Origin of the sequence: Bradyrhizobium sp. CCBAU 11430, from assembly GCF_028128855.1 — a bacterium.
GTDB lineage: Bacteria > Pseudomonadota > Alphaproteobacteria > Rhizobiales > Xanthobacteraceae > Bradyrhizobium > Bradyrhizobium ottawaense.
Window position 1 is genome coordinate 1 of record NZ_LBJV01000042.1, and the last position, 25,843, is coordinate 25,843.

Here is a 25,843-nt window from a genome sequence, read left to right on the forward strand (position 1 = left end):
CATTCCTCACGGAACCAGGCCATTCTAATCCGGCGCGCTAATACAAGGGTGGGCAAAGCGACTTGTCCGCCGTAGCTCGTAGAGCGAAGGCGGAAGCGTGCCCACCTTCTGTCAGCTAGAGCGAGAGAGACGTGGGCACGGCGCAAGTGCGCCTTTGCCCACCCTACGGCAGCGGTACGCGGCTCAGACCGCCGTCGCCTTGGCGAACTCCACGTAGATTTCGCGCAATCTCGTCGCCATCGGGCCGGGCTTGCCGTCGCCGATCTTCTTGCCGTCGATCGCAACCACGGGCTGGACAAACAGTGACGCCGAGGTGGCAAAAGCTTCCTTTGCAGCCAGGGCCTCGGCCACCGTGAACGAGCGCTCCTCGACGCGAAGCTGACGTTCCTCGGCGAGCGCCACCACGGCCTTGCGGGTGCAGCCCGGCAGGATCGCGTTGGAGTTCTTGCGGGTCACGATGACGTCGTCCTTGGTCAGGATGAACGCCGAGGATGAGCCGCCCTCGGTGACGTATCCGTCTTCCAGCATCCAGGCTTCGCCGGCGCCGGCTTCGGCCGCCGCCTGCTTTGCCAAGACCTGCGCCAGCAGGGCCACGCTCTTGATGTCGCGCCGCTCCCAGCGGATATCCGGCACCGTGATGACATTGATGCCGGTCTTTGCGGAGGCGGCGTTGATGATGTCCTTTTCCGAGGTGAACATCACCAGGCTCGACTTGACGCCGCCCTTGGGGAAGGCGAAGTCGCGGCCCTTGTCGGCGCCGCGCGTCACCTGGAGATAGACGAGGCCGCTTGTGACCTTGTTGCGCGCAATCAGTTCCTTCTGCAGCTCGGTGATGCGTTCGAGCGTCTCCGGCAGCCTCAAGCTGATCTCGCCGACCGAGCGCTCCAGCCGCGCCAGATGCGAGGCGTTGTCGACCAGCTTGCCGTCGAGCACGGCCGAGACCTCATAGATGCCGTCGGCGAACAGGAAGCCGCGATCGAGGACCGAGATCTTGGCGTCCGAGAGCGGGACGAATGAGCCGTTGACGTAGGCGATCGGGTCCAAGGCAGGTCTCCTGGGGAGAAAGGGGGATTTGGGGTGTTATACGCCGATTGAGGGGCGCAATCATCCCTCGTTTCGTCATTCCGGGGCATTCGCGCAGCGAATGAGCCCGGAATCCATAACCACCATCGGGAGTATGGATCCCGGGCTCGCGCTACGCGCGCCCCGGGATGACGACCGGCTAATGCGACAAAATCTTCGACAAGAACTTCTGCGCGCGGTCGCTGCGCGGCTGGCCGAAGAAATCGTCCTTCGCCGCGTCCTCGACGATCTCGCCGCGGTCCATGAAGATCACGCGATTGGCCACCTTGCGGGCAAACCCCATCTCGTGGGTGACGACCATCATGGTCATGCCCTCATGGGCGAGATCGACCATGACGTCGAGCACTTCACTGACCATTTCGGGATCGAGTGCCGAGGTCGGCTCGTCGAACAGCATCACGATCGGGTCCATGGCGAGCGCGCGCGCGATCGCCACGCGCTGCTGCTGGCCGCCGGAAAGCTGCGCGGGAAATTTCTGCGCCTGTTCCTTCAGGCCGACGCGATCCAGCAGCATCATGCCCTTCGTCACCGCCTTGTCAGACGACCTGCCCAGCACCTTCTGCTGCGCGAGGCAGAGATTGTCGATGATCTTGAGATGCGGGAACAGCTCGAAGTGCTGAAACACCATGCCGACGCGCGAGCGCAGCTTGGGCAGATTGGTCTTGGGATCGTTGACCTTGGTGCCGTCGACGCTGATGTCGCCGCTCTGGAACGGCTCCAGCGCATTGACGCATTTGATCAGCGTCGACTTGCCCGAGCCCGAGGGGCCGCAGACCACGACCACCTCGCCCTTGGTGACGTTGGTGGTGCAATCGGTCAGCACCTGGAAGCTCGGAGTGTACCATTTGTTGACGTGGCTGATTTCGATCATGACCGACACGCTCTATCGAATGATGGCGATGCGCGCCTGGAGGCGACGGACGCCGAAGGACGCGATACAGGAAATGGTGAAGTAGACGACAGCTGCGAACAGGTACATTTCGACGAGGCGCCCGTCGCGCTGCGCGACCTTGCTCGCCGCTCCCAGGAAGTCCGTGATCGAGAGGACGTAGACCAGCGAGGTGTCCTGGAACAGCACGATGGTCTGCGTGATCAGGACCGGCAGCATGTTGCGGAAGGCTTGCGGCAACACGACGTAGCGCATGGTCTGGGCGTAGGTCAGCCCCAGCGCGCTGGCCGCGGCCGGCTGGCCGCGCGAGATCGACTGGATACCGGCGCGCATGATCTCGGAGAAGTACGCCGCCTCGAACATGATGAAGGTGATGAGCGAGGATGCGAACGCGCCGACGCTGATGGGGCGCGAGGCGCCGGTCAGCCATTGCCCGATATAGGGCACCAGGAAGTAGAACCAGAAGATGACCAGCACCAGCGGCAGCGAGCGCATGAAGTCGACATAGACGCCGGCGATGCGGCCGAGGATCTTGAAGCCGGACAACCGCATCAGCGCGAGCGCCGTGCCGAAGACCAGGCCGCCGAGAGCTGCGAGCCCCGTCAGCGTCAGGGTGAACGTCATGCCCTCGTAGAACAAATAGGGCAGCGCGCGGCGGATGACGTCGAAATCGAGATTGCCGAACATGGCGCTATTTCCCCGTGATGTAGCCGGGGATCGCGACCCAGCGCTCGAGGAAGCGCATCGCGGTCACGACGACGGCGTTGACGAGGAGGTAGAGAAGCGTCGCGGCGGTGAAGGCCTCGAACACCTGGAACGAGAACTCCTGCATCGAGCGCGCCTGTCCAGTCAACTCGAGCAGGCCGATGGTGATAGCGACCGCCGTGTTCTTGATGGTGTTGAGGAACTCCGACGTCAGCGGCGGCAGGATGATACGGAACGCCATCGGCAGCAGCACATAGCGATAACCCTGCGCGGTGGTCAGACCCAGCGCGGTCGCCGCCATCTTCTGCCCGCGCGGCAGTGAGCCGATGCCGGCCTGCAATTGCACGGCGACGCGCGCCGACATGAAGAAACCAACGCCGATCGCCGCCGTCCAGAACGGCGCGTTCGGCAGCTGCTTCAGCCAGGTGCCGGCGCCTTTCGGCAGCAGTTCCGGCAACACGAAGAACCACAGGAACAGCTGCACCAGCAGCGGCATGTTGCGGAAGAATTCGACATAAGCGAAGCCGAACCAGTTCGCACCCTTCGACGGCAGCGTGCGCATGACGCCGACGAGCGAGCCGGTGATCAGCGCGATGACCCAGGCCAACGCCGCGGTCTTCAGGGTCAGCACCAGGCCCGACAGCAGCATGTCGAGATAGGTGCCCGTCCCCATCGGGTTCGGCTGGAAAAAGATTCCCCAGTTCCAGTTATAGTTCACGTGTCCCCCGCGCGAACGCGCCAGTCAGAGATATCCTGGCCGCCTATGCAAATGTCCGGCCACCCCTGTGTCAAGAGTGGCCGGACATGATCCCGATCGAAATATCGAGGTTATCTTACTTATAGTCGTCCGGGTTCGGCGAGTCCGAAGGCTTCGCGAACTCGTTCTTCAGCTCGGCCGAGATCGGCGTATTGAGGTTGAGGCCCTTCGGCGGGATCTTGGCCGTGAACCATTTGTCGTAGATCTTCTGGGCCTCGCCGGACGTATAGAGCGCAGCGGTCGCCGCATCGACCACCTTCTTGAAGGCGGCGTCGTCCTTGCGCAGCATGATGCCGTAGGGTTCGGGCTTGGAGAACGCGTCCTTGGAGACGGCGTAGTCATCCGGCGACTTCGAGCCGGCGACGAGGCTCGCGAGCAGGATGTCGTCCATGACGAAGGCGACCGCGCGGTCGGTCTCGACCATCAGGAAGGCTTCGGCGTGGTCCTTGGCGGGGATGATGTTTGCGCCGAGGCTTTTCGCGACGTTGGCCTCGGTGAGCTGCTTGATGTTGGTGGTTCCCGCGGTCGAGACCACCGTCTTGCCCTTGAGGTCGTCGATCGACTTCAGGCCGCTCGACTTCTTGAAGACGTAGCGGCTGGCGGTCAGGAAGTGGGTGTTGGTGAAGGCGACCTGCTTCTGGCGCTCGGCATTGTTGGTGGTCGAGCCGCATTCGAGGTCGATGGTGCCGTTGGCCATCAGCGGGATACGGGTCGCCGACGTCACCGGATTGAGCTTGACCTCGAGCTTGTCGAGCTTGAGCTCCTTCTTCACGGCGTCGACGATCTTGTAGCAGATGTCCATCGCGAATCCGACGGGCTTCTGGTTGTCGTCGAGATAGGAGAAGGGGATCGAGGAGTCGCGGAAGCCCAGCGTGATGGCGCCGGTGTCCTTGATGTTCTTCAGCGTGCCTGTCAGCTCCTGGGCCCCGGCCTGGCTGACGGCGAAGGTCGCGGCGAGCGCGAGCCCAATGCTACGGAAATGTTTCACTTTTTTGGTCCCCTTTCAGGATGATGCGGCCCGGATGCAAGCACAGATTGGGCCGGATTAGAATGTGACTTTCGGCTGGCTTGCGGCAGAGGTTAATGGGCTCAGGTCAGCGGCTTGGGCAATTCCCCGAGATCCCAGAACAGGCCGGCCATCACCGTCAAGGCTTCTTCCGTCAATGGCAGCAGGATGTGCTCATTGGGCGCATGCTGGGAGCAGCCGGGATAGGAGTGCGGGACCCAGATCGTCGGCAGACCCAGGATCTCGGAGAATACGTCGTTGGGCAGCGAGCCGCCGAAGTTCGGCAGCACCGCCGGCGGTTTCCCCGTGGTCTCTTTCACCGAATCCGCCGCCCATTTGATCCAGGGGCTGTCGAAATCGGTCCGCGATGCAGCAAAGCTCTGCGCCGCCCGCACCTCGACCATCGGAAAGCCCTTCTGGACAAGATGCGCGCGGACCGCCTCGATCAGGCCGCCGACCTCGGTGCCGACCACGAAACGCAGTTGCAGCACGGCGTTGGCATGGCCCGGAATGGCGTTGGCCGGCTTCTCGATATTGCCCGATGACATCGCCAGCACTTCCAGCGTGTTCCAGGCGTAAAGCCGCTCGGCGGCCGACAACCCCTCCTCGCCCCAGTTCTCGGCAAGCGCCGGCTCGTCCTCGGTCGGCACCACCTGCACGTCGGCGAGATAGCTGCGGATCTGGTTGCTGAGGCGCGGCGGCTTCAGCGCGTCGAGCTGCAGGCGGCCATGGCCGTCGACCAGCGTCGAGATCGCGTTGACCAGGATGGTCGCGGGGTTGGCGAGCACGCCGCCCCAATTGCCGGAATGGTGGCCGCCATCGCGCAGGTTCACATCCAGATGAATGCGGATGCCGCCGCGGCATCCCAGGAACAGCGTCGGGCGGTCGGCGGACAAACGGGGCCCGTCGGAGGCCATGAACAGGTCGGCCTTGAGCGCGTCGCGATTGAGGTCGCAGACCTTGCCAAGATCGGGCGAGCCGATCTCCTCGCCCATCTCGACGATGAACTTGGCGTTGAAGCCGAGCTTGCCGCCACGGGCGTCGCGCACCGCGCGGAGTGCCGCCATGTTGATGCTGTGCTGGCCCTTGTTGTCAGCGGTGCCGCGGCCATAGAGCCGCGTGCCCGCAACCGTCGTGCGCCAGGGATCGCGGCCCTCGCGCCACTCGCCCTCCATGCCGTCGACGACGTCGCCATGGCCGTAGATCAGCACGGTCGGCGCGGAGGCGCTTTCGTGATGCTCGGCGAACAGGAACGGCGACTTGCCACTGGGGGACTCGACGATGCGGCTGGTGAAATCGAGCGCCGCGAAGGCCGGCACCATCTCCTGTTCCAGATAGGCGCGCAGCTCGGGGCCGCGCGCGGGATTTTGGCTTTCGGTCTTGAGGGCGACGCGGCGGTCGAGTTCAGCGAGGAACGCACCGGATTTGAAATCCTCACGGGCGCGGGCGATGGCGTCGGCTCTGGTCATGATTTTCTTTTCGGACTTCGAGGCGAAGGACCCTACCCGAGACAGGGTGGCCTTCGAAAGTGGCAGGGACTTGGATAGCTCTTGTACTTCTCTTGTAGTTCTCTTGGGATTTCGTTCTTGCTCTCTTGAGATTGGCTTGCCAAAGGCGGCAGCCCGCTGATTTTGGCCTTGCCAAGCGCAGGTTATATGCAAGAACTTCGCCAAGTTCGGGCGCACATCTACCATTCGAAGAGCGCTCAGTATAGAGCGCCGGGGAACGATCATGGCCAAGCAGATCAGACTCAATGCCTTTGCGATGAATTGCGTCGCGCACCAGTCGCCGGGCCTGTGGACCCATCCGCGCGACCGCACCGCCGAGTATAACCGCCTGCCCTACTGGATCGATCTTGCCAGGACGCTGGAGCGTGGCCGTTTCGACGGATTGTTCCTCGCCGACGTGCTCGGCGTCTACGACGTCTACGGCAACAGCCCTGACGCGGCCTTGCGCAACGCTGCGCAGACGCCGTCGAACGAGCCGCTGCTGCTGCTCTCGGCGATGGCCGCGGTAACGCAAAATCTCGGCTTCGGCGTCACCAGCAATCTGTCGTTCGAGCCGCCCTACCCGTTCGCGCGGCGGATGTCGACGCTCGATCATCTCACTGAAGGGCGGATCGGCTGGAACGTCGTCACCGGCTATCTCGACAGTGCCGCGCGTGGCGCCGGCAAGGACAAGCAGACCGGGCATGACGACCGCTACGACATCGCGGACGAATACATGGAGGTGGTCTACAAATTATGGGAAGGGAGCTGGGAAGAGGACGCCGTGCTGCGCGACCGCAAGCGCGGCATCTTCACCGATCCCGCCAAAGTCCATCGCGTCAACCATGAGGGCGCAAACTATCGCATCAACAACACCATTCACCTCAGCGAGCCGTCGCCCCAGCGCACGCCCGTGCTCTACCAGGCCGGCACCTCGCCGCGCGGCCGGCAATTCGCGGCACGTCACGCCGAATGCGTGTTCATGTCGGGACCGTCGGCCAAGATCATCGGGCCGCGCGTGTCGGCGATCCGCCAGGAGGCCGCCGCGGTCGGCCGCAATCCGGCTGAGATCCTGATGTTCAACATGATGACGATCATCCTCGGCAACACGGAAGCGGAAGCTGCGGCGAAATATGCCGACTACCGGTCGCATATCAATCCGGAAGGCGCGCTGGCGTTGATGTCGGGATGGACCGGCATCGACTTCTCCGGCTACGAGCTCGACCAGCAAGTGCGTCACGTCCAGAACGACGCCGGTCGCAGCGCGCTCGACAACGTCACCCGGGGCGACCCGGACCGCGTCTGGACCGTGCGCGACGTCATCGAGCATGTCGGCATCGGCGGCGCCGGCCCTGTCGTGGTCGGCACGCCGGAGATGGTCGCGGACAAGATCGAGGATTGGTTCGAGAAGACCGACGTCGACGGCCTCAACGTCGCGTTTGCGGTCTCGCCCGGCGACTTCGAGGACATTGCCGACATGCTGGTGCCGGAGCTGACGCGGCGCGGACGGTACAAGTCGGAATACGCAAAGGGCACGCTGCGGGAAAAACTGTTCGGCAACGGCCGCGCAAGGCTGGATGCGCCGCATCCGGCGGCGGGATATCGGGTGGGGAGGAAGGGGTTGTTGCCACACCCGCCGTGTCGTCCCGGCGAACGCCGGGACCCATAACCCCAGGGAGTAGTTTTGGCGAAGATTGGTCGTTCGGGATTGGGAGCAGCCGCGATCGATAGATCACGCGGTATGGGTCCCGGCGTTCGCCGGGACGACAGCGGATCTACACCTTCCCGTCGACCATCACCTCGATCAACTTCGTCCCCGGCCGATTGAACGCCGACGCCAGTGTCGCCTTCAGCTCTCTGGGATCGCTGACCTTGATCGCCTCGCAGCCGAGCGCCTTGGCGACGCCGGCGAAATCGACGGGCGGATCGACGAAATCCATGCCGACATAATTGTCGTCGTCATGGAAGGCGAGCAGGCGCTGCTTGATGATACGGTAGCCGCCATTGTTGGCGATGACGACGTTGAGCGGCAGCTTGTGATGCGCCGCGGTCCATAGCGACTGAATCGAATACATCGCACTGCCGTCGCCCGAGAAGCAGACGACCGGACGATCAGGATTGGCGATGCTGGCGCCGACCGAGGCCGGCAGGCCCCAGCCGATGCCGCCTGAGGCAAGGCCGTGATAGCCGTAGCGATCGCGATGCGGTCGCAGCGCCGTCACCTGGCGGCTGGAGGTGAGGCCTTCGTCGACGAGAATGGCGTTATCGGGCATCGCCTCGACCATCTGCAGCACGAGGAAGTCCGGATCAATGGGCGCGCGGCCGGCGCTCTTGCCGATCTGCTCGACCAGCGCGGCACGCCGCGCGGTCCAGTTCTTCGGCGCGATCTCGGCGAGGCGCTGCTTGGCGCGGCTCGCAAGTGTCGCGCCACCCATCTCCTTCAGCACCGGGATCAACGCGCGCAGCGTTTCCTTCAGATCCGCCTTGAGCGCGATCTCGGCGCCGTAATTCTTGGCGATCTCCCAATCGACGAGGCCGATCTGGACGATGCCGAGTCCGTCAGGCAGCGCATCGACCTCGCTATAGACAGACATCCGCAAGGGATCGCCGCCGAGCGCAATCAGGAGATCGTACGGCGCGAGCGTATCGCGCGCGACCTTCTGCACGCGTGCCAGCGTGCCGACAAAGCTCGGGCTCTCCGACAGGAAGTGCGAGCCATAGGGCGTCGAGGACTGGTAAGCCGCCGCGCCGAGCAGCTCGGCAAGTTGGGCAGCCTCCTTCAGCGCATCGCTCTTGACCACCTCGTCCATGGTGACGATGACGGGGCGCTCCGCCCTCAGCAGCCGCGCGGCAAAGGCCGTGAGCGCTTCGTCCGACGGCCTTGTCCGCGCGTCGATGCGGGTGGAGCGACCGAGATCGATCCCCGCTTCGCTGTTCAGGATGTCGCCGGGCAGCGAGATGAACACCGGACCGGTCGGCGGCGTCGTTGCAATCTTGGCGGCACGGCGCACGATGCGCGGCAAATCCTCCAGCCGCGTCACCTCCACCGCCCATTTCACCAGCGGTTCGGCCATCCGCACCAGCGGCCCATACAGCACCGGCTCCATCAGGCCGTGCCCCTGCTCCTGCTGGCCGGCCGTGAGGATCATCGGCGTGCCCGTGAACTGGGCGTTGTAGAGCGAGCCCATCGCGTTGCCGAGGCCGGGCGCGACATGAACATTGCAGGCGACGAGTTTTCCGGAGGCGCGGCTATAGCCATCGGCGGTCGCCACCACCAGGCTCTCCTGCATCGCCATCACATAGGTGAGGTCGGGATGGTCCTTCAGCGCATGCATGATCGGCAGCTCGGTGGTGCCGGGATTGCCGAACAGATGCGTGACGCCCTCGTCCTTGAGCAGCGCGAGAAAGGCGGAGCGGCCGGTGATCTTGTTCTTCATGTTTCCTCCAGGGAGCGGACGTTGCCGCAAGGACGGCGGCATGATGGCCGAAGTCGCGGGAGGCGCGCAAGGAAGCGTGCTCATGGCTGCGTTGCGTGGAAGCCCCGCTCTCGTGTCCCGGACGCGACGCGGCGAAGCGTTGCGGCGCAGAGCCGGGACCCAGTTGCTCACCGCATTCTCCGCTGCATGGGCCCCGGCTCGGCGGCGCGGCACTTCGTGCCGCACCGCGTCCGGGGCATGAGAGTGGAGCTAAATTTCCTCCCGGCCCAGCTCGAACGGGTCCTCGCCGCCCGCGCGCTTCTTCTTTTTCGAGCGCTGGCAGACCACGCCCGGAAAGCCCTTGAGCGGCACCAGCGGCTCGCCGGTATAGGCCCATTCCTGCAGCTCCTCGATCGCGATGTGATAGAGCGGCTGGCGGCCGGTGCGCTCCCTGAAGAGCGCACGCGGGATGTTGACCATGTGCGGACCACGCGGTCGTTCATAGGCAATCGGCGTGCCGCATTGCGAGCAGAAGCTGCGCGTGGTCCTGGTGGCCTTGTCCTCGTAGCGCGTGAGCGCCGTCTTGCCCGACGTAATGCGAAACCGCTTCTTCCAGCTTCCGACATAGGTCGCATAGGCCGCGCCATGGGCGCGGCGGCTGGCGGCGGAGTGATCGTGCCAGGCCCAGCGCGCGGGGACATCGATCTCGAAGGTGACCTTGCCGCAGAGGCATTGGCCGGTGGCGATCCCTGCGGCGACTGCGGCTTTGGCCATGGACGTCTTTCCGTTGTCATTGCAGACAATACGATCGTCATTCCGGGGCGCGACAAAGTCGCGAGCCCGGAATCCATCAGGCGGCTTGTTCAGACGGAGAGATGGATTCCGGGTTCGATGCTACGCATCGCCCCGGAATGACAGCCGAACTACGCCGGCGTCAGCTCGTCATAAACAGGATAATCCGTGTACCCCTTCTCCTCGCCGCCATAGAACGTCGCACGATTGTACGGCGTGATCGGGTAGTCGTGCTGCAGGCGGCGCGGCAGATCGGGATTGGAGATGAAGATGCGGCCGAAGGCGATGATGTCGGCATGGCCGTCGGCGATCGCCGCATTCGCAGTCTCGCCGGTGAAGCCGCCGGCGGTCATCAGCACGCCGCTGTAGAGCGGACGAAACAGCAGCATCGCCGACGGCACATTCTGCCAGTTGACCTCGGCGCGACCCGAGCCGCTCGATCGCGGCTCGATGAAGTGCAGATAGGCGAGGCCGAGCTTGTCGAGCGCCTTCACCACGTGGGTGTATAGCGGCATCGGATCGGGCTCGCCGGAATCGTTGGCGATGCCATGCGGCGACAGCCGCACGGCGACGCGGTTCGCACCCCAAACGTCGATCGCGGCCTGCGTCACCTCAAGCAGCAGCCGGGCGCGGTTCTCGATCGATCCACCATATTGATCGGTGCGCTGGTTGCTGCGTGATTGCAGGAATTGCTCGAGCAGATAGCCGTTGGCACCGTGGATCTCGACACCGTCGAAACCGGCTGCGAGTGCATTCTTCGCGCCTTGCCTGAAGGCCTCGACGATACCCTTGACTTCCCCGGTCTCCAGCGCGCGCGGCGTCTCATAGTCCGAGATCTTGCCGTCGGCCGTCATCGCCTTCATGCCTTCCGCCTTGATCGGGATCGCCGAGGCCGAAACCGGCAGCTCGCCGCCGTGGAAGGAGGAATGCGAGACGCGGCCGACATGCCAGAGCTGGAGGAAGATGATGCCGCCCTTGGCGTGCACGGCATCGACCACCTTGCGCCAGCCGGCGATCTGCGCCTCCGAATAGATGCCGGGCGTCGCCGGATTGCCGCGGCCGTGCGAGAGCACCGGCGAGGCCTCGGCGATGAGCAGGCCGCCCGGCGTCGCACGCTGGCCGTAATATTCGGCGTTGAGCGGGCGCGGTGAAAAGCTCTCGCGCTCGGCCCGCATGCGTGTCAGCGGTGCCATCGCGACGCGATGCGCAAGCTTGTACGGACCGACCTGCAACGGTCTAAACAACGCCTCGAATTTCATGCTGACCCCGAGTTTCTTTGGAAGGATGCGGATCATATCGCGAGGGGCGGCACCCGGAAAAGGCGCCGCCCCCATAAAAGCAGATATTCCCTCCCGCGGAAGGCGGGAGAGAACAAGTGCTAGGCCGTCTTGATCCAGACGGACTTCACGTTGAGATATTCCTCGACATGCTGCTTGCCGGACTCGCGGCCATAGCCGCTCATCTTGTAGCCGCCGAAGGGCACGGCCGGGTCCATCGCCTGGTAGCAGTTCACCCACACCGAGCCGGCGCGCAGCGACTTTGCAACCGCATGCGCCTTGCTGACGTCGCGCGTCCACAGGCCCGAACCGAGGCCGAAGGTGGTGTTGTTGGCGCGCTTGACCAGCTCGTCCATGTCCTTGAATGCGATCGCGGAGATGACGGGGCCAAAAATCTCCTCCTGCGCGATGCGCATGTTGTCCTGAACGCCCGCGAACACGGTCGGCGAGACGAAGAAGCCCTTCGACAGCGCGCCCTCGGTGACGCGGCCGCCGCCGGCGAGCGCCCTCGCGCCTTCCTTCTGGCCAATGTCGAGATAGCCGGTGACGCGCTCGAGCTGCTGCTCTGACACCAGCGGGCCGATCTGCACATTGGGATCGAGACCGTTGCCGACCTGCAGCTTCTTGCCGAACTCGGCGACGCGGCCGACGAACTCCTCGTAGATCGACTGCTCGACGAACAGGCGCGTGCCGGCGCTGCAGATCTGGCCCGAATTGGCGAACACCGCCATCGCCGCGCCCGGCACGGCGGCGTCGAGATCGGCGTCAGCGAACACGATGTCCGGCGACTTGCCGCCGAGCTCGAGCGAGACACGCTTCAAATTGCCGGCGGAGGCGCGGATGATCGACTGACCCGTGACGTGCGAGCCGGTGAAGGCGACCTTGTCGACGTCATGATGCGAGGCGAGCGCGGCGCCCGCGGTCTCGCCATAGCCGGGCACGACGTTGATGACGCCGGGGGGAATGCCCGCCTCCATCGCCAGCTCGGCGATGCGCAGCGAGGTCAGCGGCGCCTCTTCGGCGGGCTTGAGCACCACGGTGCAGCCGGTCGCGATCGCCGGGCCGATCTTCCAGATCGTCGCCGTGAGCGGGCCGTTCCAGGGAATGATGGCGCCGACGACACCGATCGGCTCCTTCAGCGTGTAGGAGAAGATCTCGCCGGGCAGCGAGTTCTCGATGGTCTCGCCGTGGATCGCCGTGGTCTGACCGGCGTAATAACGCAGCATGCCGACGGCGCGCAGGCGATAGGCGCGGGTGCGGCTGAGCGGCGCACCCATGTCCAGGGTATCAAGCTGCGACAATTCGTCGAAATTCTTCTCGACGAGGTCGGCAAGCTTGAGCAGCAGATTCTGCCGCTCGAACGGTTTCACCTTGCTCCAGGGCCCCTCGAAGGCGCGGCGGGCGGCGGCAACCGCACGATCGATGTCTTCCTTGTCGCCCTCGGCGACGGTTGCGAGCAATTCGCCGGTGGCAGGATTATGAGTCTCGAAGCGCTTGCCTGAGGCTGCATCGACCCACTTCCCGTCGATCAGCATCTGCTTGTAGGACCCATTCGCGAACGGATGGCGCGTGATCGGAATAGCCTGCGACACAGCCATGGCTGCACTCCCTGTCAGGTGATTGATTGGTTCGATCTGGGCGGGATCGTTAGGGTGAAGGATACAGCCGTGCCGGAAAGGCGTAAAGGCAGCGCTGAACGAAGACCTCCCATGCCAACTTGTGCAGGGTCGGACTGCTGCCATGTTATAGCTCGATGAAGAGTCCTCCCCGGAGATGATCCATGCCACATCCCGCCATCGTCAAAGACAATGTCGCCGTGATTACAGGTGGCGCATCCGGAATCGGGTTTGCCGCCGCTGCGGCCTTCGCGCGCGCGGGCATGAAAGTGTGTATCGCGGACGTGGACCGGCAACGTCTGGCGGACGCCGCAACAAGACTCTCATCCGTCACGTCTGCCACAAACGTGATGACCTTCGCCGTCGATGTCAGCAGCGCGGAGAGCGTGAGGGAACTGGAACGCGCCGTGGCCGCGCAGTTCGGCGGAACGGACCTGCTCATGAACAATGCCGGCATCCAGCCGGGCAGCACGCTGTTCGGCGAACCCGACAATTGGCAGCGCGTTATCGCCGTCAACATGTGGGGCATCATCAACGGCTCGCGCATCTTCGCGCCCAACATGATCGCACGCGGCAGGTGCGGCCTCATCATCAACACGGGCTCGAAGCAGGGCATCACCACGCCGCCGGGCGATCCCGCCTACAATGTCTCCAAGGCCGGCGTGAAGGCATTTACCGAAGCGCTCCAGCACGAACTGCGCAACACGAGAGACTGTCGCGTCACGGCACATTTGCTGATCCCCGGCTTCGTCTTCACGGGCCTCACCGCGAAAGGACGCACCGAGAAGCCGGCCGGCGCCTGGACGCCGGAGCAGACGGTCGATTTCATGCTGGCGCGGCTGGAGGTGGGCGATTTCTACATCCTGTGCCCGGACAACGACGTGCCGCGCGCGCTCGACGAGAAGCGCATGCAATGGGCCGCCGGCGACATCGTCGAGAACCGGCCGCCGCTGTCGCGCTGGCACCCGGATTACGCGGATGCGTTCACGAGGTTCGTGGAGGGGAAGTAACTGTCAGACCCTCATGGTGAGGAGCGCGCCCTTGCGCGCGAGGCGGACGATGCTGCGCATCGCCGCGAGAACCATGCAGGCCCGGCTGCAGCAGCCCGGCCTCGATCCTTCGAGACGCCCGCTTTCAGCGGGCTCCTCAGGATGAGGGTTGGAGTGTTCGCGGCGCGGCAGTTCGCGCAACCGCCCTACAGCGTCTCTTGCTGGTGCCCGCAATTCTTGCAAGCGAACTTGACCCGGGTCTGGCCTTTCTCCGCCTGGACCCGGTTCGGCGCGCCGCACTTGCCGCAGACGGCCTCGATGCGGGTCGCGCCCTGCTTGACGACGATGGTCTTCTTTTCCATCGATTCGCGGATCAGGCGCTCGGCCTCCTCACGCAGCGATTGTTTCGACAAAGCTCGTCTCCGCCTCTGGAAAGCGCGAGAGCCATATCGCACCTGCGTTCGAAGTACAATGCGAGATGCGGACCGCGAGGCACGATCAAGACGTCATTTCCGGGTGGGGCCTGGACGCGAGAGCCGCGGCGCGTCGCTCCGCGGCTCTCTTGCTCGTCGTCCGATTGGCGCGAGGCACATTTTTCAAGCCGCCTTGGAAACCTCCATCAGCAAACGCTCGGCCTTGGCATCCTCGATGCGGTTCACCAGCCGGCTGCTCTCGTGATTGTCGCGCACGGTCTTGGTCAGGGTGATGCAGGTCTGGATCAGCATGACGATGCCCATGGTGAGATAGCCCTTCATCCAGAGGTCGATCGGCAGGAAGAAGATGCCAATGGCGACGAGAAATGCGGAGGCTGCGAAGGACGCGTAGGTGAAGGTCACCCAGGCGCTGCTATGGGGTTGGCCGTTCTGGTTCATGACGGTCTCCTGTTGGTTCGAATGATGATGGGGTTGGGGATCAGGCAGTCGGCGCGCGCTTGGACTTCAACCGGACCAGCACGTCGTCCGCAGTCGTCTTCAACCGTGGGCCAAAACCCTGCTCGGCTAATCTCTCGGCGGTGGCGAGCGGACCGGTGGCCGCGTCGAGCTCGACCAGCGCATCATCGGCGGCCTGGGTTTCCATCTGCCGTTCGCGCAGGCGCCGCAGGGTGCTCTCCGCCTCCGGCAGCGTGGATTCGTAAGGGCGTGCCGCCTCGATGCCGCTGCGCCGAAGCGAGCGTACCGCCTCCGAGGCTCGGGCGACGCGGCGACCGCGATCGAGCTCGGTGATGCGGGCCTGCGCGGTCGCGACGTGCCGCTTCAACCGGGCGATCTCGGTCGCGAACAAGGCGCGGGCCGTCATTGCCGCATCGCGGTCGGCCTCCAAGCCTACGATGGCTTCGGCAGCGTCCCTGGCGAGATCCTCGCGGCCGCCGTCGAGCGCCGCAACCGCGCGCGCCTCGAGATCGGCAATGCGGGCGATCGTCGCCTCGAGCTTGCGGCCTTCCTGCTGATCCTGCGCGATCGCCAGCGCCAGCGTCCGCTTGCTGCGCTCGACGGCCGCGGCCGCATCGCGCATCTGCTGGTCGAGAATGAGGAGGGCCGTGCGGTCCTCCAGCTCTTCGCCCGCGGCGGCCACGCTGCCGCGGAAAAGTGTCACGACGGTCTTGAACATCTGTTGCTCCCTGTTATGAGCGTTGCTCACAGATACTTTGTAGCAACAACCTTGAACATTGTTCAAGAGAATTTTGAGCAACGCTCAAGAATTTGACCGATGCATGTCTAAGGCCTTGGAACGTCGAGAGAAACTTCGATCCGCGCTCATTCAGGCGGCGGAACGGATGATCGCGGACCGTGGATTGTCAGGGCTGAAAACTCGCGATCTCGCCCGCGAGATCGGCTGCGCCAATGGTGCGGTCTATAATCTCGTGGCCGATATGGATGAGCTGATCCTGCGTGTGGGGTCGCGCACGTTGCTCCGGCTCGACGAGGCGCTGAGCGTGGCGGAAGGCGCGGGCGCCCCCTCGCCGCAGGAGACCCTGGTCCGCATCGCCATCGCCTATTGCGATTTCGCGGCGGAAAATCTCCAGCTCTGGCGCGCGCTGTTCGAGCACCGCATGGAGGCCGACAAGGTCGTCCCCGACTGGTCCGTCGACGACCAGATGCGGCTGTTCCGCCACATCTACAAGCCGCTGGCCGCGCTGTTTCCAAAGCGCGGCCCGGAGGAGCTCGGCATCACCGCACGCAGCCTGTTCTCGGCGGTCCATGGCATGGTGGCGCTGGGGTTGGAGCAGAAGCTGGTCGCCGTGCCGCTGCCGGCGCTGCGCAAGGAAATCGCTGGCCTCGTGCGCGCGATGATTGACGGACTGATCGCGCGGGCAGCATAGGGCCGCGCAGCAGCGGGACCGTAGAGATCTCGCCGGCACCAACGAACGTGCATATGCGCTCCGCTTCACTCCTTCGCGCAGCACCGGATCTGAATCTCGGCGAGAGCTAGGAACGAACATTCCGAGGGTCGGTTGACGCGCATAGTTTCCCTCAGAGCGCGAGCCTTCCCATGTATCACCACGTCAAGAAACTGATGTTCACCGTGCGTGTCGACGAACCCGATCCCCGCTTCGGCAATATGCTGCTGGAGCAGTTCGGCGGCGCCAACGGGGAACTCGCGGCCGCGATGCAATATTCGATTCAAGGTTTGAATTGCGAGGACCCCGACCGCAAGGATCTCCTGATGGATATCGGCACCGAGGAGCTCAGCCATCTCGAAGTCGTCGGCTGTCTCGCGCGAATGCATCTTGCGCCTTCGAAGAATGACCGCCAGGCGGCGGAAGCCGATCCGCTGATTGCGATCGCCGGCGGCGGCGGTGTCAACCTGTTCAATTCGCAAGGCAATCCCTGGACCGCCGACTATCTCAAGATCACCGGCGAGCTCGACGTCGATCTCCGCAGCAACATCGCCGCCGAGGCGCGCGCCAAGATCGTCTATGAACGGCTGATCAATTTCTGCGACGACGCCGGCAGCAAGGACGCGCTCCAGTTCCTGATGACGCGGGAGATCACTCATATGAAGGCGTTCGCGCGAGCGCTCGAAAGCCTGTCGAAGCCGGCCTTCAGCGTCGGCAGGCTCGCGCCGACGCCCGGCCTCGTGAACCAGTACTTCAACGACTCCACCGGCAGCGGTGACCACGGCGAAATCGACACCCGCGGTCCCTGGAACGAGGGCGAGGATTGGGTGTTCACGGAATCGCCTGCGCTGCAGTCCGCCGATCCCGGCGCCGGCACGCCGATCTCACGGAAAGCTCACCGCCCGTCGACGAAGCCGGCCTGACCGATCTCCTGCTCCATGAACTGCGCGACATTCTCCATGCCGAGAAGCAGTTGACCAAGGCGCTTCCCAAGATGGCGCAGGCCGCCCGCTTCGACCAGCTGCGGGAATTATTCGAGCAGCATCTGACCGAGACCGAGAATCAGATCGAGCGCATCAACGAGTGCTTCGAGCTGCTCGGCGAGAACGCACGCGCCAAGCCCTGCAAGGGCATGATGGGCCTCATCGAGGAAGGCCAGGAGGTCATGAAGGAAGGCGAGGAAAAGGAGGACGCGGCCGCCGACCTCGCACTGATTTCTGCGGCTCAACGCGTCGAACATTACGAGATGTCCGGCTACACCACCGCGCGCAACCTGGCGCAGCAGCTCCGGCATAGCGCAGTGGTCGCCCTGCTCTCCAAATCCCTCGCCGAAGAAGAAAACGCCGATCTCCTGCTCAATCAGGTCGCGCGATCGCTGATGTCGGTTGCGAAGATGCCTGCCGCACTGGAGCAGGCCGAATAGGAAGCGCCTGGCGCGCGCAGACGCACCGAATGAAACCGCCTCGCGCCGTCGCGCGGGGCGGCCGGCCCCGGACACGGTACGATCATTCGTGCCGGTGGCACACACCTTGCCTCTCGATGCCGGACAATTGCCGGACAGGAGGCACCCATGAGCAGTTCACCCTTCCATATGAGCCGCCGCAGCGTGCTGCTCGGCGGCGTGGGTGCCGCCGGCATCAGTGCCGTCGCCCCTCCCTTCGCCTGGGCGCAGGGCCGGAGCGAAACGCTGCTGGTGGTGCAGGAGCTGGGTCCGAACTCGCTGGACATGCAGGGCGTCGGCTCCAACCAGACCGTGAACGGGCTATCGTGGAATTGCTACGACCGCCTGCTCTCCTACGCCTCCAAGACGCTGCCGGACGGAACGCTGTCGTATGATCGCGAGAGGCTCGCGCCCGAACTCGCCGAGAGCTGGGAGGTCGCGGCCGACGGCATGTCCTGCACCTTCCGCCTCCGAAAAGATGCGAAGTTCCACGACGGGTCGCCGGTCACGGCCAAGGACGTCAAATGGTCGTTCGACCGCGCGGTGAAGGTCGGCGGCTTTCCGACCTTCCAGATGTCCGCGGGATCGCTGGAAAAGCCCGAGCAGTTCGTGGTCGTCGACGATCACACCTTCCGCATCGACTATGTCCGCAAGGACAAGATGCTGCTGTTCAACGTCGCCGTCGTGGTGCCGTTCATCATCAATTCCGAGCTGGCGAAGAAAAATGCGACGGCCGAAGACCCGTGGGCGCTGGCGTGGCTGAAGAACAACGAGGCCGGCGGCGGCGCCTACAGGATCGAGAGCTGGAAGCCCGGCAGCGAGACCGTGCTGGCACGCTTCGACGACTGGAAGAGCGGACCGTTGCCGAAGATCAGGCGCGTGATCGCACGCGACGTCCCCTCCGGCGGGACCCGCCGCGTCATGCTGGAGCGAGGCGATGCGGACTTGTCGAGCGGCTTTGCGCCGCGGGATTTCGACCAGCTCATCAGGGAAGGCAAGGTCAAGGTGTCGGGCGTGCCGATCCCCAATGCGCTCTGGTACGTTGCTCTGAACACCGCAAAGCCGCCGTTCGACAACGTCAAGCTGCGCCAGGCCATCGCCTGGGCGATGCCATATGAGCAGATCCAGAGCAGCGCGTTCTTCGGCCGTGCCGTTCCCATGTACGGCGGCGCCGCCGACATTTCAAAGCCGGTCTGGCCGCAGCCGTTTCCCTATGTCACCGATCTCGAAAAGGCCAAGGCGTTGATGAAGGAAGCCGGCTTCGCCTCCGGCGTGGAGACGACCTTGTCACTCGACACAGGCACCGCGACCGTCGGCGAACCGACGGCGATCCTTATCCAGGAGAGCCTCGCCAAGATCGGCATCAAGGCGGCAATCGAAAAGATCCCCGGCGCGAACTGGCGGACGACGCTGAACAAGAAGGAGCTGCCGCTCGCGCTCAACCGCTTCAGCGGCTGGCTGGATTATCCCGAATATTACTTCTACTGGAATTTCCACGGCAACAACTCGATCTTCAACATCTCCTCCTACCAGAACAAGGAGATGGACGTGCTCATCGACAAGGCCCGCTTCACCGCTGATACGGCCGAGTACGACCAGGCCGTGAAGGATTTCATTGCGCTCTGCATCCGCGACGTCCCGGTCGTTCCGCTCAACCAGCCGATCCACGACGTCGCCATGCAGAAGGCCGTCACCGGCTACGAATTCTGGTTTCACCGGGAGCCGGACTACCGTCAGTATGCGAAAGGCTAAACCGCGATACGATCAGGACGAATCGTCATCGCGCTTTGGCTTTTTGTTTAAGCATGATCTTTTCGGAAAACCGCTGCGCACTTTTCCGGATCATTCTTTAGTCCTGACGGGCGAGGCTGATCGCGCCAGAACCCGCTCGGGCCTGCTCGATCGGAAATCCTCTTTCCAGACGCGTCGCGCTTGCGCGCAGCATCGCCGCATCGAGCCTGCCGTGCCGCAACCCGTCCAGAGCGCAGGCGAAGACGCGATAGAACTGCGCGCCGTCATAGGCGACCAGCAGCAGGTCGACGCCGGCATTGATCGCCTCGACCACGGCCTTGCAGACGTCGTTCTGGTAGATCGCACCCATCACGAGGTCGTCGGTCATCACCATGCCCTGGTAGCCCCATTTGTCCCGGAGAATGCCATCGACGACGCGCTTGGAATGCGAGGCGGCGCGGTCGGGATCGACCGCGGTCAGCGTGACATGCCCGACCATCAGCGCGCTGCGCGAATGCGACAGCACATCGCGGAACGGAAGCCAGTCGGAGGCTTCCAATTCCCCGACCGGCGTATCGAGATTGGCACTGAAATGATGCGTGTCGGTGCGGACGCGGCCGATGCCCGGAAAATGCTTGAGCGTGGCACCGACGCCGGATTCTTCCAGCCCGCGGACATAAGCGCTTGCGATCGTGCCGACGACAGCAGGATCGGTTGCAATTGCGCGCTGGCCGATCAGCGTGTGGAAATCGAGACGGTTGCGCCTCGCCGGCGGCTTGAGGTCGAGCACCGGCGCGAGATTGAGGTTGACGCCAAGCGCGCCGAGCTCGTGTCCGTGGATGCGGCCGAATTCTTCCGCTTTGGCCTGCTGGTCGTCGGGAGCCAGCCCGGTGAGCGTCGCCAGCGCCGGCACCTTGGTGAGCGGCGGGGCAAGGTGCCCGACGATGCCGCCTTCCTGGTCGGCGGCCACGACCAGCGGCGGCAGGCCCGCCGCGCGCCTGATATCCTGAAGCGCCGAGATTTCGGCACGTAGCGCCGCAATCGTCCGGCCCCGGATGTTGTGCCGGGTCACATAGACGCCGCCGATCAATCCCTGCTCGGCCAGCCGCGCGACCTCGGAAAACGAGGAATAGCCGACCATGAAATGAGGCCCGAGCTGTCGCGCCTCGGCGGCGCTTGCGCCGAGAACGTCGTGCTTGCGCAGCTCGAACTTCAGATGCGCGGCGGACATCAGGAGCGGCGGCAGGCACCAGAGCGTGACGAGCAGCTTGCCCGCGATAGTGCGCCACCGTTCTCCGCGCAGCAGGAGGATGACGATCACAAGGCTTGCGACGACAAGCGCGACGTTTCCGGCGCCCCGGAGCGCGACCAGATAGGGATCGTTCTTGTTCGCGGCCACGAATGCGACCAGGGGTGCGGCAAGCCAGAGCAGAATGAGACCGATACGGCGGAGGAATTGCATGATGCATCACGCGCTGGGAGTGGCGATGCTTCGCACCTATCAAAGCGATTTGCGCTCCGCGAGAGGCAAACGCGTGCCTGCACGAAATCTGCAAAAGACTCCTGAAACCGTGCAGACGATGATCCCGGCTTCTGCACAAGCACCGTTCAGACTTCGTGATGCCACCCATCACGAAAGGTCTTCTGGACATGACGAGCCTGGCTTCGACGATCGTAGAGGAAATCAAGCCGATCGGTCATTCCTCGATCCCGGCCAAGCTCGGTCTCGCGCTGGTGCTGGCCGCACTCGCCGACTGGCTGTTCTACGGCCAGCGAATCGGGCTGTCGCTGACGCTCTTTGCGATCGCGCTCGCCGGCGTGTCGGTGCTCTTCAATCACGCGGCCCTAAACCTGCGGCGCGCCCTGATCGGCACAGCCATTCTCATCGCCGGCCTCGCACCGGCCGTCGAGGAGCTCAACGCGCTCTCGTTGCTGATCCTCGGCGCGGCGCTGCTTATCGCCCTGCTGCTGGCGACCAATCCGGAAGCGACCGGGCTCGCCGACCGCGTCCGCGCGCTGCGCAATTTCGTCCTGCTCGGGCCCTTCAGGTTCTTCCTCGATGCGCCCCAGGTGTTCAACGCGTCGGCGCTGACCCGCGGCATCGCGCGCTGGCTGCTCCCTGCAGCACTCAGCACGGTCTTCGTCGCGCTGTTCGCCGCGGCCAATCCGGTGATCGAGCAATGGGTGTTTATGCTCAATCCGAAACTCATCCTCCAATATATCAGCATCCCGCGCGTACTTTTCTGGGCCTTGATGCTGGCGCTGGTCTGGCCGTTCATCCATGTGCGCTGGCGGCGCAAGACGATCGTCACCACCGCCGTCGCGGACGGACCTGTGCCGCCGCCGCTCCCGCCTCTGGTCTCGGCGGAGTTTCTTGGTCCCTCCACCATCCTGCGCTCGCTGATCCTGTTCAACCTGCTGTTCGCGGCGCAGTCCATTCTCGACGGCATCTATCTCTGGGGCCATATGGCGCTGCCGGACAATCTGACCTATGCGGGCTATGCGCATCGCGGCGCCTATCCGCTGATCGTAACCGCCCTGCTCGCCGCGGCGTTCGTGCTGGTGGCGATGCGCCCGGGCGGGCCGGCCGAGAAATCGTCGGTGATCCGGCCGCTGGTCTATCTCTGGGTCGGCCAGAACGTCCTTCTCGTCGCCTCCTCCATCCTTCGCCTCGACCTGTATGTCGATATCTACATGCTGACTTACTGGCGGATCGCGGCCTTCATCTGGATGGGGCTGGTGGCGCTCGGATTGCTCCTGATCGTCGCCCGCATCGCGCTCGGCCGGTCCAACGGCTGGCTCGTGGGCGTCAATCTGACCGCGCTCGCGATCGTGCTGTATGGCTGCGCGCTGGTGAACTTCGACGCCTTCATTGCCGACTATAATGTGGCGCACAGCAAGGAAGCTTCAGGTAAAGGCGTGCAGCTCGACACCAATTATCTCCTCTCGCTCGGGCCGCAGGCGCTGCCTGCGATCGACAAGGCCATTGAACTCCTGGCGAACGCGAAGGGCAGCGATCTTTCGGCACGAGGCTACTGTCTTGTGTCCCGACGCGACCGCCTTGTAGAACTGCAGCGCCAGGATCTGGCCTGGCGGAGTTGGGGCTTTCGGAGCTGGCGGCTGCAGCGCAGGCTGGACGCGCAGGCGAAAGATCAGTCCGGCAGCCGGCCGGCAGGGTGAGCGGAGACTTTCTTGGCGCATCGCATTCTCATCGTCGACGACGAAGGCCATATCCGCGAGGTCATCCGCGTTGCGCTGAAGAAGGCCGGCATGGACGTGATCGAGGCCCGCGACGGCAAGGAGGCGCTCAGCCGCTTTGCCGCCGACAGGCCCGATCTGATCGTGCTCGACATCGGCATGCCCGAGTTCGACGGCCTCGATGTCTGCCGCGAGATCCGCAAGGCGTCCGACGTGCCGATCCTGTTCCTGTCGGCGCGCGACGAGGAGATCGATCGCATCCTCGGTCTCGAGATCGGCGGCGACGACTACGTGACGAAGCCGTTCAGCCCACGCGAGTTGGTGGCGCGGGTCAACGTCATCCTGCGCCGGCTCAGCCCGCGCAATGGCGAGGCCAAGGCGGGCCCGGCCGCGCTGTCGCAAGGCGGCCTGCTGATCGATCCCGAGCAGCATGTCGCGACCTTCGCCGGCACGCCGCTGAAGCTGACCGCGATCGAGTTCGGCATCCTCCGCGCGTTCCTGACCCGGCCAACTTCGGTGTTCAACCGGGAGCAGCTGATGCGGGCGGCCTATCAGCTCAACATCCAGGTCTCCGACCGCACCATCGACAGCCACATCCGCAACATCCGCGCCAAGCTCGCAGTGCTGGCCTGCGACAACGTGATCGAGACCATCCACGGCGTCGGCTTCAAGCTCGGCCGCTGCGAGAAAGCGGCATGAGCGCGGCGCCCGACAAATGGCGGCCCTCGCTCGCCCTCGTGATCTTCACGGTGCTGACCACCGTTGGCGTGCTGCCGCTGGTCGGCCTGTTCTTCTTCCGCCTTTACGACAACCAGCTGATCCGCCAGACCCAGGCCGAGCTGATCGCGCAAAGCCGCGTGCTGGCGACGATCTATGCGCAGGAGGTCACGGCCAGGCTCGACAGCGGCCTGACGCTCGGCGCCGAGGTGCCGCCGAACGTGCTGCCCGACCCCGGCGACCAGGTCACCCCGATCCGCCCCGCGCTCGACCTCACCGCCAACGATCTGCTGCGGCGGCGACCGGATGCGCAGGCCGCGCCTCATCCGGCGCAGGCGGCCTATATCGAGATCGGCGCAAGACTGTCGCCGATCATCCGCGAGACCCAGAAGGTGACGCTGGCGGGCTTTCGTATCCTCGATCCGCAAAGCGTCGTTATCGCCGGGCGGCAGGAGGTCGGCCAATCGCTCGCCCATATCGAGGAGGTCGCCGACGCGCTGCACGGGCAGTATCGGGCCACCTTGCGCAACCGCGTGCCGGACAAGCCGCCGCCCCCGATCTATTCCTTCAGCCGCGGCCTCGGCGTGCACGTGTTCTCGGCAATGCCGGTGATCGTCAACAACCGCGTCGCGGGCGTGATCTACACCACGCGGACGCCGAGCAACATCTTCGACCATCTCTACCAGGAGCGGGCAAAGTTCGTGCTGGCGGGGCTCGCCGTGATCCTCGGCACGATCGCGATCGGCCTCGTGTTCTCGCGCACCATCACCCTGCCGATGCGCGAGCTGATCGACCGCGCCGCGCGGATCGGCCGCGGCGACCGCGAGGCCTTCCAGCCGCTTCGGCATTACGGCACGCGTGAGTTCGCCCAGCTCTCGCACAGCTTCCTCGGCATGGCCGAGCAGCTGGCGCGACGTTCCGACTATATCGCGACGTTCTCGGCCCATCTCACCCACGAGCTGAAATCGCCGCTGACCTCGATCAAGGGCGCGGCCGAGCTGCTGCAGGATTCCTATCAAGGCAGGTCAGACGGACTGACGCCGGCCGAGCAGAAGACATTCATCGCCAACATCCTGTCCGACACTCAGCGGCTGGAAGCGATGGCGCAGCGGCTGCGCGATCTGGCGCGCGCCGAGAGCCTGCCGCAGAACGAGCGCACGGAGCTGGCGCCCGTGATCGCCGACCTCAGGAACAGGTTTCCGGCCAGCTCCATCGAGGCCAGCGGCAGCCTCGACCGCCCCATCGGCATGTCCGGTGAAAAGGCACTGATCGTGCTGTCGCATCTCGCCGACAACGCGATGCGGCACAAGGCTGGGACAATCAGGCTGGAGGCTGTGGACGAACGCACGACCTTGCGTCTGACGGTGAGCAATGACGGCGAGCCGATCTCGGCACCGAACCGCGACAGGATCTTTGATGCGTTCTTCACCACCCGCCGCGACCAGGGGGGCACCGGGATGGGGCTTGCGATCGCGCGCGCGGTGATGGCGAGCCATGGCGGCTCGATCAGGCTCAAGCCGACCGACGAGGGCGCGGCCTTCGAGCTGCAATTCCCTGCGGTCTAGATCGCGAACACCCAGGCGGCGACGATGGTGCCGATGGTGACGAGACCAGCGATGGTCCAACCGGCGGCATATTCCAGCTCAGGATGACCGGTCGCCCGCATGATCTCTGCCGGATCGGCGGTATGTTTGTGTGCCATGACAGCCTCGCACGTTTCTTCCCGCGTCATATGTAAGTCGCATCAGCCGCCATTAGGTTCCATCACGGAAATGCGAGGAATGACGCAGCTTGGCTTGTTCGCCGTCCCTGACGAAGGCCCGACCGGCCTTCGCTACATGGACAATTTTATCGAAGCCGCCGTCGAGCAGGCCTTGATCGGCCGCATCGCAGCATTGCCGCTCGAGCGTTTCCAGTTCGGGGCGTTCGAGGGCAACCGCCGGGTGGCGTCGTTCGGCTATCGCTATGACTACACGCTGCAGCGGCTGGCCGAGGCGGAGCCGATTCCGGACTGGCTGTTGCCCGTCGCGCGTCAGGCCGAGGCCTGGGCGAAGCTGCCGGAGGCCAGCGTCCGGCAGGTGCTCTGCACCGAGTATGAGGCCGGCGTCGGCATCGGCTGGCACCGCGACAAGCCGCACTTCGACAAGATCCTCGGCCTGTCGCTCGGCTCGGCCTGCAACTTCCGCTTCCGCCGCCGCAGCGGCGACAAATGGCAGCGCCACACGCGCGAGGCCCAGCCGCGCTCGCTGTACATGATGGAAGGCGAGGCGCGCTCGCAATGGGAGCACAGTATCCCGCCGGTCGAGGCGCGCCGTTACTCCATCACGTTCCGGACGATGAAGCGGGCGTAACGCGGCCGGCCAGACAAAAAATGCGAAACAACCCCATGCAAAGTAAAACG

Annotated in this window: 23 protein-coding genes and 1 pseudogene; 9 read left to right on the top strand and 15 right to left on the bottom strand. The window is 64.5% G+C overall.

Annotation, left to right across the window (positions count from 1 at the left end; all coding sequences use genetic code 11):
* Nucleotides 1-183: 183 nt before the first annotated feature.
* The 6 genes from XI04_RS10955 to XI04_RS10980 form a co-directional block, all read right to left on the bottom strand.
* Entirely contained in the window at nucleotides 184-1,044 is an 861-nt protein-coding gene (locus tag XI04_RS10955) for a D-amino-acid transaminase (protein ID WP_212474949.1), read from the bottom strand.
* A gap of 178 nt (nucleotides 1,045-1,222) precedes the next feature.
* The gene (locus XI04_RS10960; protein WP_028140045.1) at nucleotides 1,223-1,954 is read right to left on the bottom strand and encodes an amino acid ABC transporter ATP-binding protein; all 732 of its coding nucleotides are present in this window, start codon (nucleotides 1,952-1,954) and stop codon (nucleotides 1,223-1,225) included.
* Nucleotides 1,955-1,966: 12 nt separating this feature from the next.
* Nucleotides 1,967-2,659: an amino acid ABC transporter permease gene (locus tag XI04_RS10965; RefSeq protein WP_028140044.1), complete on the bottom strand. Its 693-nt coding sequence runs from the start codon at nucleotides 2,657-2,659 to the stop codon at nucleotides 1,967-1,969.
* A 4-nt stretch (nucleotides 2,660-2,663) separates the two neighbouring features.
* Nucleotides 2,664-3,395, bottom strand: a complete 732-nt coding sequence (locus tag XI04_RS10970) for an amino acid ABC transporter permease (protein WP_038947549.1) — start codon at nucleotides 3,393-3,395, stop codon at nucleotides 2,664-2,666.
* A 115-nt stretch (nucleotides 3,396-3,510) separates the two neighbouring features.
* Complete coding sequence (locus XI04_RS10975) at nucleotides 3,511-4,422, bottom strand: amino acid ABC transporter substrate-binding protein (protein ID WP_028140042.1); 912 nt, start codon at nucleotides 4,420-4,422, stop codon at nucleotides 3,511-3,513.
* 101 nt (nucleotides 4,423-4,523) lie between these two features.
* The gene (locus XI04_RS10980) at nucleotides 4,524-5,909 is read right to left on the bottom strand and encodes a M20 family metallopeptidase (protein ID WP_271609719.1); all 1,386 of its coding nucleotides are present in this window, start codon (nucleotides 5,907-5,909) and stop codon (nucleotides 4,524-4,526) included.
* A gap of 262 nt (nucleotides 5,910-6,171) precedes the next feature.
* Between XI04_RS10980 and XI04_RS10985 the strand changes: the two genes are divergently transcribed.
* Nucleotides 6,172-7,596, top strand: a complete 1,425-nt coding sequence (locus XI04_RS10985) for an LLM class flavin-dependent oxidoreductase (protein WP_271611012.1) — start codon at nucleotides 6,172-6,174, stop codon at nucleotides 7,594-7,596.
* Between the two features lie 106 nt (nucleotides 7,597-7,702).
* On the opposite strand, the gene XI04_RS10990 is transcribed toward XI04_RS10985, so the two are convergent.
* From XI04_RS10990 to XI04_RS11005, 4 genes are all read right to left on the bottom strand, one after another.
* Nucleotides 7,703-9,364: a thiamine pyrophosphate-binding protein gene (locus tag XI04_RS10990; protein WP_152103605.1), complete on the bottom strand. Its 1,662-nt coding sequence runs from the start codon at nucleotides 9,362-9,364 to the stop codon at nucleotides 7,703-7,705.
* Nucleotides 9,365-9,613: 249 nt separating this feature from the next.
* Nucleotides 9,614-10,117, bottom strand: a complete 504-nt coding sequence (locus XI04_RS10995) for a GFA family protein (RefSeq protein ID WP_038947554.1) — start codon at nucleotides 10,115-10,117, stop codon at nucleotides 9,614-9,616.
* Nucleotides 10,118-10,266: 149 nt separating this feature from the next.
* Nucleotides 10,267-11,394 (bottom strand): alkene reductase, encoded by a 1,128-nt coding sequence (locus XI04_RS11000; protein WP_028140037.1) that lies wholly within the window; start codon nucleotides 11,392-11,394, stop codon nucleotides 10,267-10,269.
* Nucleotides 11,395-11,513: 119 nt separating this feature from the next.
* On the bottom strand, nucleotides 11,514-13,010 hold the full coding sequence (locus tag XI04_RS11005; protein WP_028140036.1) for an aldehyde dehydrogenase family protein: 1,497 nt from the start codon (nucleotides 13,008-13,010) through the stop codon (nucleotides 11,514-11,516).
* A 182-nt stretch (nucleotides 13,011-13,192) separates the two neighbouring features.
* Between XI04_RS11005 and XI04_RS11010 the strand changes: the two genes are divergently transcribed.
* Entirely contained in the window at nucleotides 13,193-14,038 is an 846-nt protein-coding gene (locus XI04_RS11010) for an SDR family NAD(P)-dependent oxidoreductase (protein ID WP_038947555.1), read from the top strand.
* 185 nt (nucleotides 14,039-14,223) lie between these two features.
* Here XI04_RS11010 and XI04_RS11015 read toward each other — a convergent pair whose 3' ends face one another.
* The 3 genes from XI04_RS11015 to XI04_RS11025 form a co-directional block, all read right to left on the bottom strand.
* A complete protein-coding gene (locus XI04_RS11015; RefSeq protein ID WP_008145196.1) occupies nucleotides 14,224-14,430 on the bottom strand; it encodes a hypothetical protein in 207 nt (68 codons plus the stop codon).
* A gap of 183 nt (nucleotides 14,431-14,613) precedes the next feature.
* A complete protein-coding gene (locus XI04_RS11020; RefSeq protein ID WP_014491840.1) occupies nucleotides 14,614-14,889 on the bottom strand; it encodes a YiaA/YiaB family inner membrane protein in 276 nt (91 codons plus the stop codon).
* Nucleotides 14,890-14,929: 40 nt separating this feature from the next.
* Nucleotides 14,930-15,625 carry a PspA/IM30 family protein gene (locus tag XI04_RS11025; protein ID WP_038947556.1) on the bottom strand — a complete coding sequence of 232 codons (696 nt, stop codon included), beginning with the start codon at nucleotides 15,623-15,625 and terminating at the stop codon, nucleotides 14,930-14,932.
* Between the two features lie 103 nt (nucleotides 15,626-15,728).
* Here XI04_RS11025 and XI04_RS11030 point away from each other — a divergent pair, with 103 nt between their 5' ends.
* The 3 genes and pseudogenes from XI04_RS11030 to XI04_RS11040 all read left to right on the top strand — a co-directional run bounded on the left by XI04_RS11030 (nucleotide 15,729) and on the right by XI04_RS11040 (nucleotide 19,548).
* Nucleotides 15,729-16,337 carry a TetR/AcrR family transcriptional regulator gene (locus XI04_RS11030; RefSeq protein WP_028140033.1) on the top strand — a complete coding sequence of 203 codons (609 nt, stop codon included), beginning with the start codon at nucleotides 15,729-15,731 and terminating at the stop codon, nucleotides 16,335-16,337.
* A 170-nt stretch (nucleotides 16,338-16,507) separates the two neighbouring features.
* Nucleotides 16,508-17,778: pseudogene (locus tag XI04_RS11035) on the top strand (DUF892 family protein).
* A 147-nt stretch (nucleotides 17,779-17,925) separates the two neighbouring features.
* Nucleotides 17,926-19,548 carry an ABC transporter substrate-binding protein gene (locus XI04_RS11040; RefSeq protein ID WP_271609717.1) on the top strand — a complete coding sequence of 541 codons (1,623 nt, stop codon included), beginning with the start codon at nucleotides 17,926-17,928 and terminating at the stop codon, nucleotides 19,546-19,548.
* Between the two features lie 97 nt (nucleotides 19,549-19,645).
* Here XI04_RS11040 and XI04_RS11045 read toward each other — a convergent pair whose 3' ends face one another.
* Nucleotides 19,646-20,989 (bottom strand): glycoside hydrolase family 3 N-terminal domain-containing protein, encoded by a 1,344-nt coding sequence (locus tag XI04_RS11045; RefSeq protein ID WP_038947559.1) that lies wholly within the window; start codon nucleotides 20,987-20,989, stop codon nucleotides 19,646-19,648.
* Nucleotides 20,990-21,177: 188 nt separating this feature from the next.
* Between XI04_RS11045 and XI04_RS11050 the strand changes: the two genes are divergently transcribed.
* Genes XI04_RS11050 through XI04_RS11060 form a run of 3 tightly spaced genes read left to right on the top strand, consistent with a single transcriptional unit; the run spans nucleotide 21,178 to nucleotide 25,007 of the window.
* Nucleotides 21,178-22,707: a DUF4153 domain-containing protein gene (locus tag XI04_RS11050; protein WP_049806503.1), complete on the top strand. Its 1,530-nt coding sequence runs from the start codon at nucleotides 21,178-21,180 to the stop codon at nucleotides 22,705-22,707.
* Nucleotides 22,708-22,719: 12 nt separating this feature from the next.
* Complete coding sequence (locus XI04_RS11055; RefSeq protein WP_038947561.1) at nucleotides 22,720-23,424, top strand: response regulator transcription factor; 705 nt, start codon at nucleotides 22,720-22,722, stop codon at nucleotides 23,422-23,424.
* Entirely contained in the window at nucleotides 23,421-25,007 is a 1,587-nt protein-coding gene (locus tag XI04_RS11060; RefSeq protein WP_271623691.1) for an ATP-binding protein, read from the top strand. The genes XI04_RS11055 and XI04_RS11060 overlap by 4 nt, the downstream gene beginning before the upstream one ends.
* Here XI04_RS11060 and XI04_RS11065 read toward each other — a convergent pair.
* Complete coding sequence (locus tag XI04_RS11065) at nucleotides 25,004-25,144, bottom strand: hypothetical protein (RefSeq protein WP_018321489.1); 141 nt, start codon at nucleotides 25,142-25,144, stop codon at nucleotides 25,004-25,006. The two genes, XI04_RS11060 and XI04_RS11065, sit on opposite strands and share 4 nt — an antisense overlap.
* A gap of 79 nt (nucleotides 25,145-25,223) precedes the next feature.
* On the opposite strand from XI04_RS11065, the gene XI04_RS11070 reads away from it, so the two are divergent.
* Entirely contained in the window at nucleotides 25,224-25,793 is a 570-nt protein-coding gene (locus XI04_RS11070; protein WP_038972863.1) for an alpha-ketoglutarate-dependent dioxygenase AlkB, read from the top strand.
* Nucleotides 25,794-25,843: the final 50 nt, after the last annotated feature.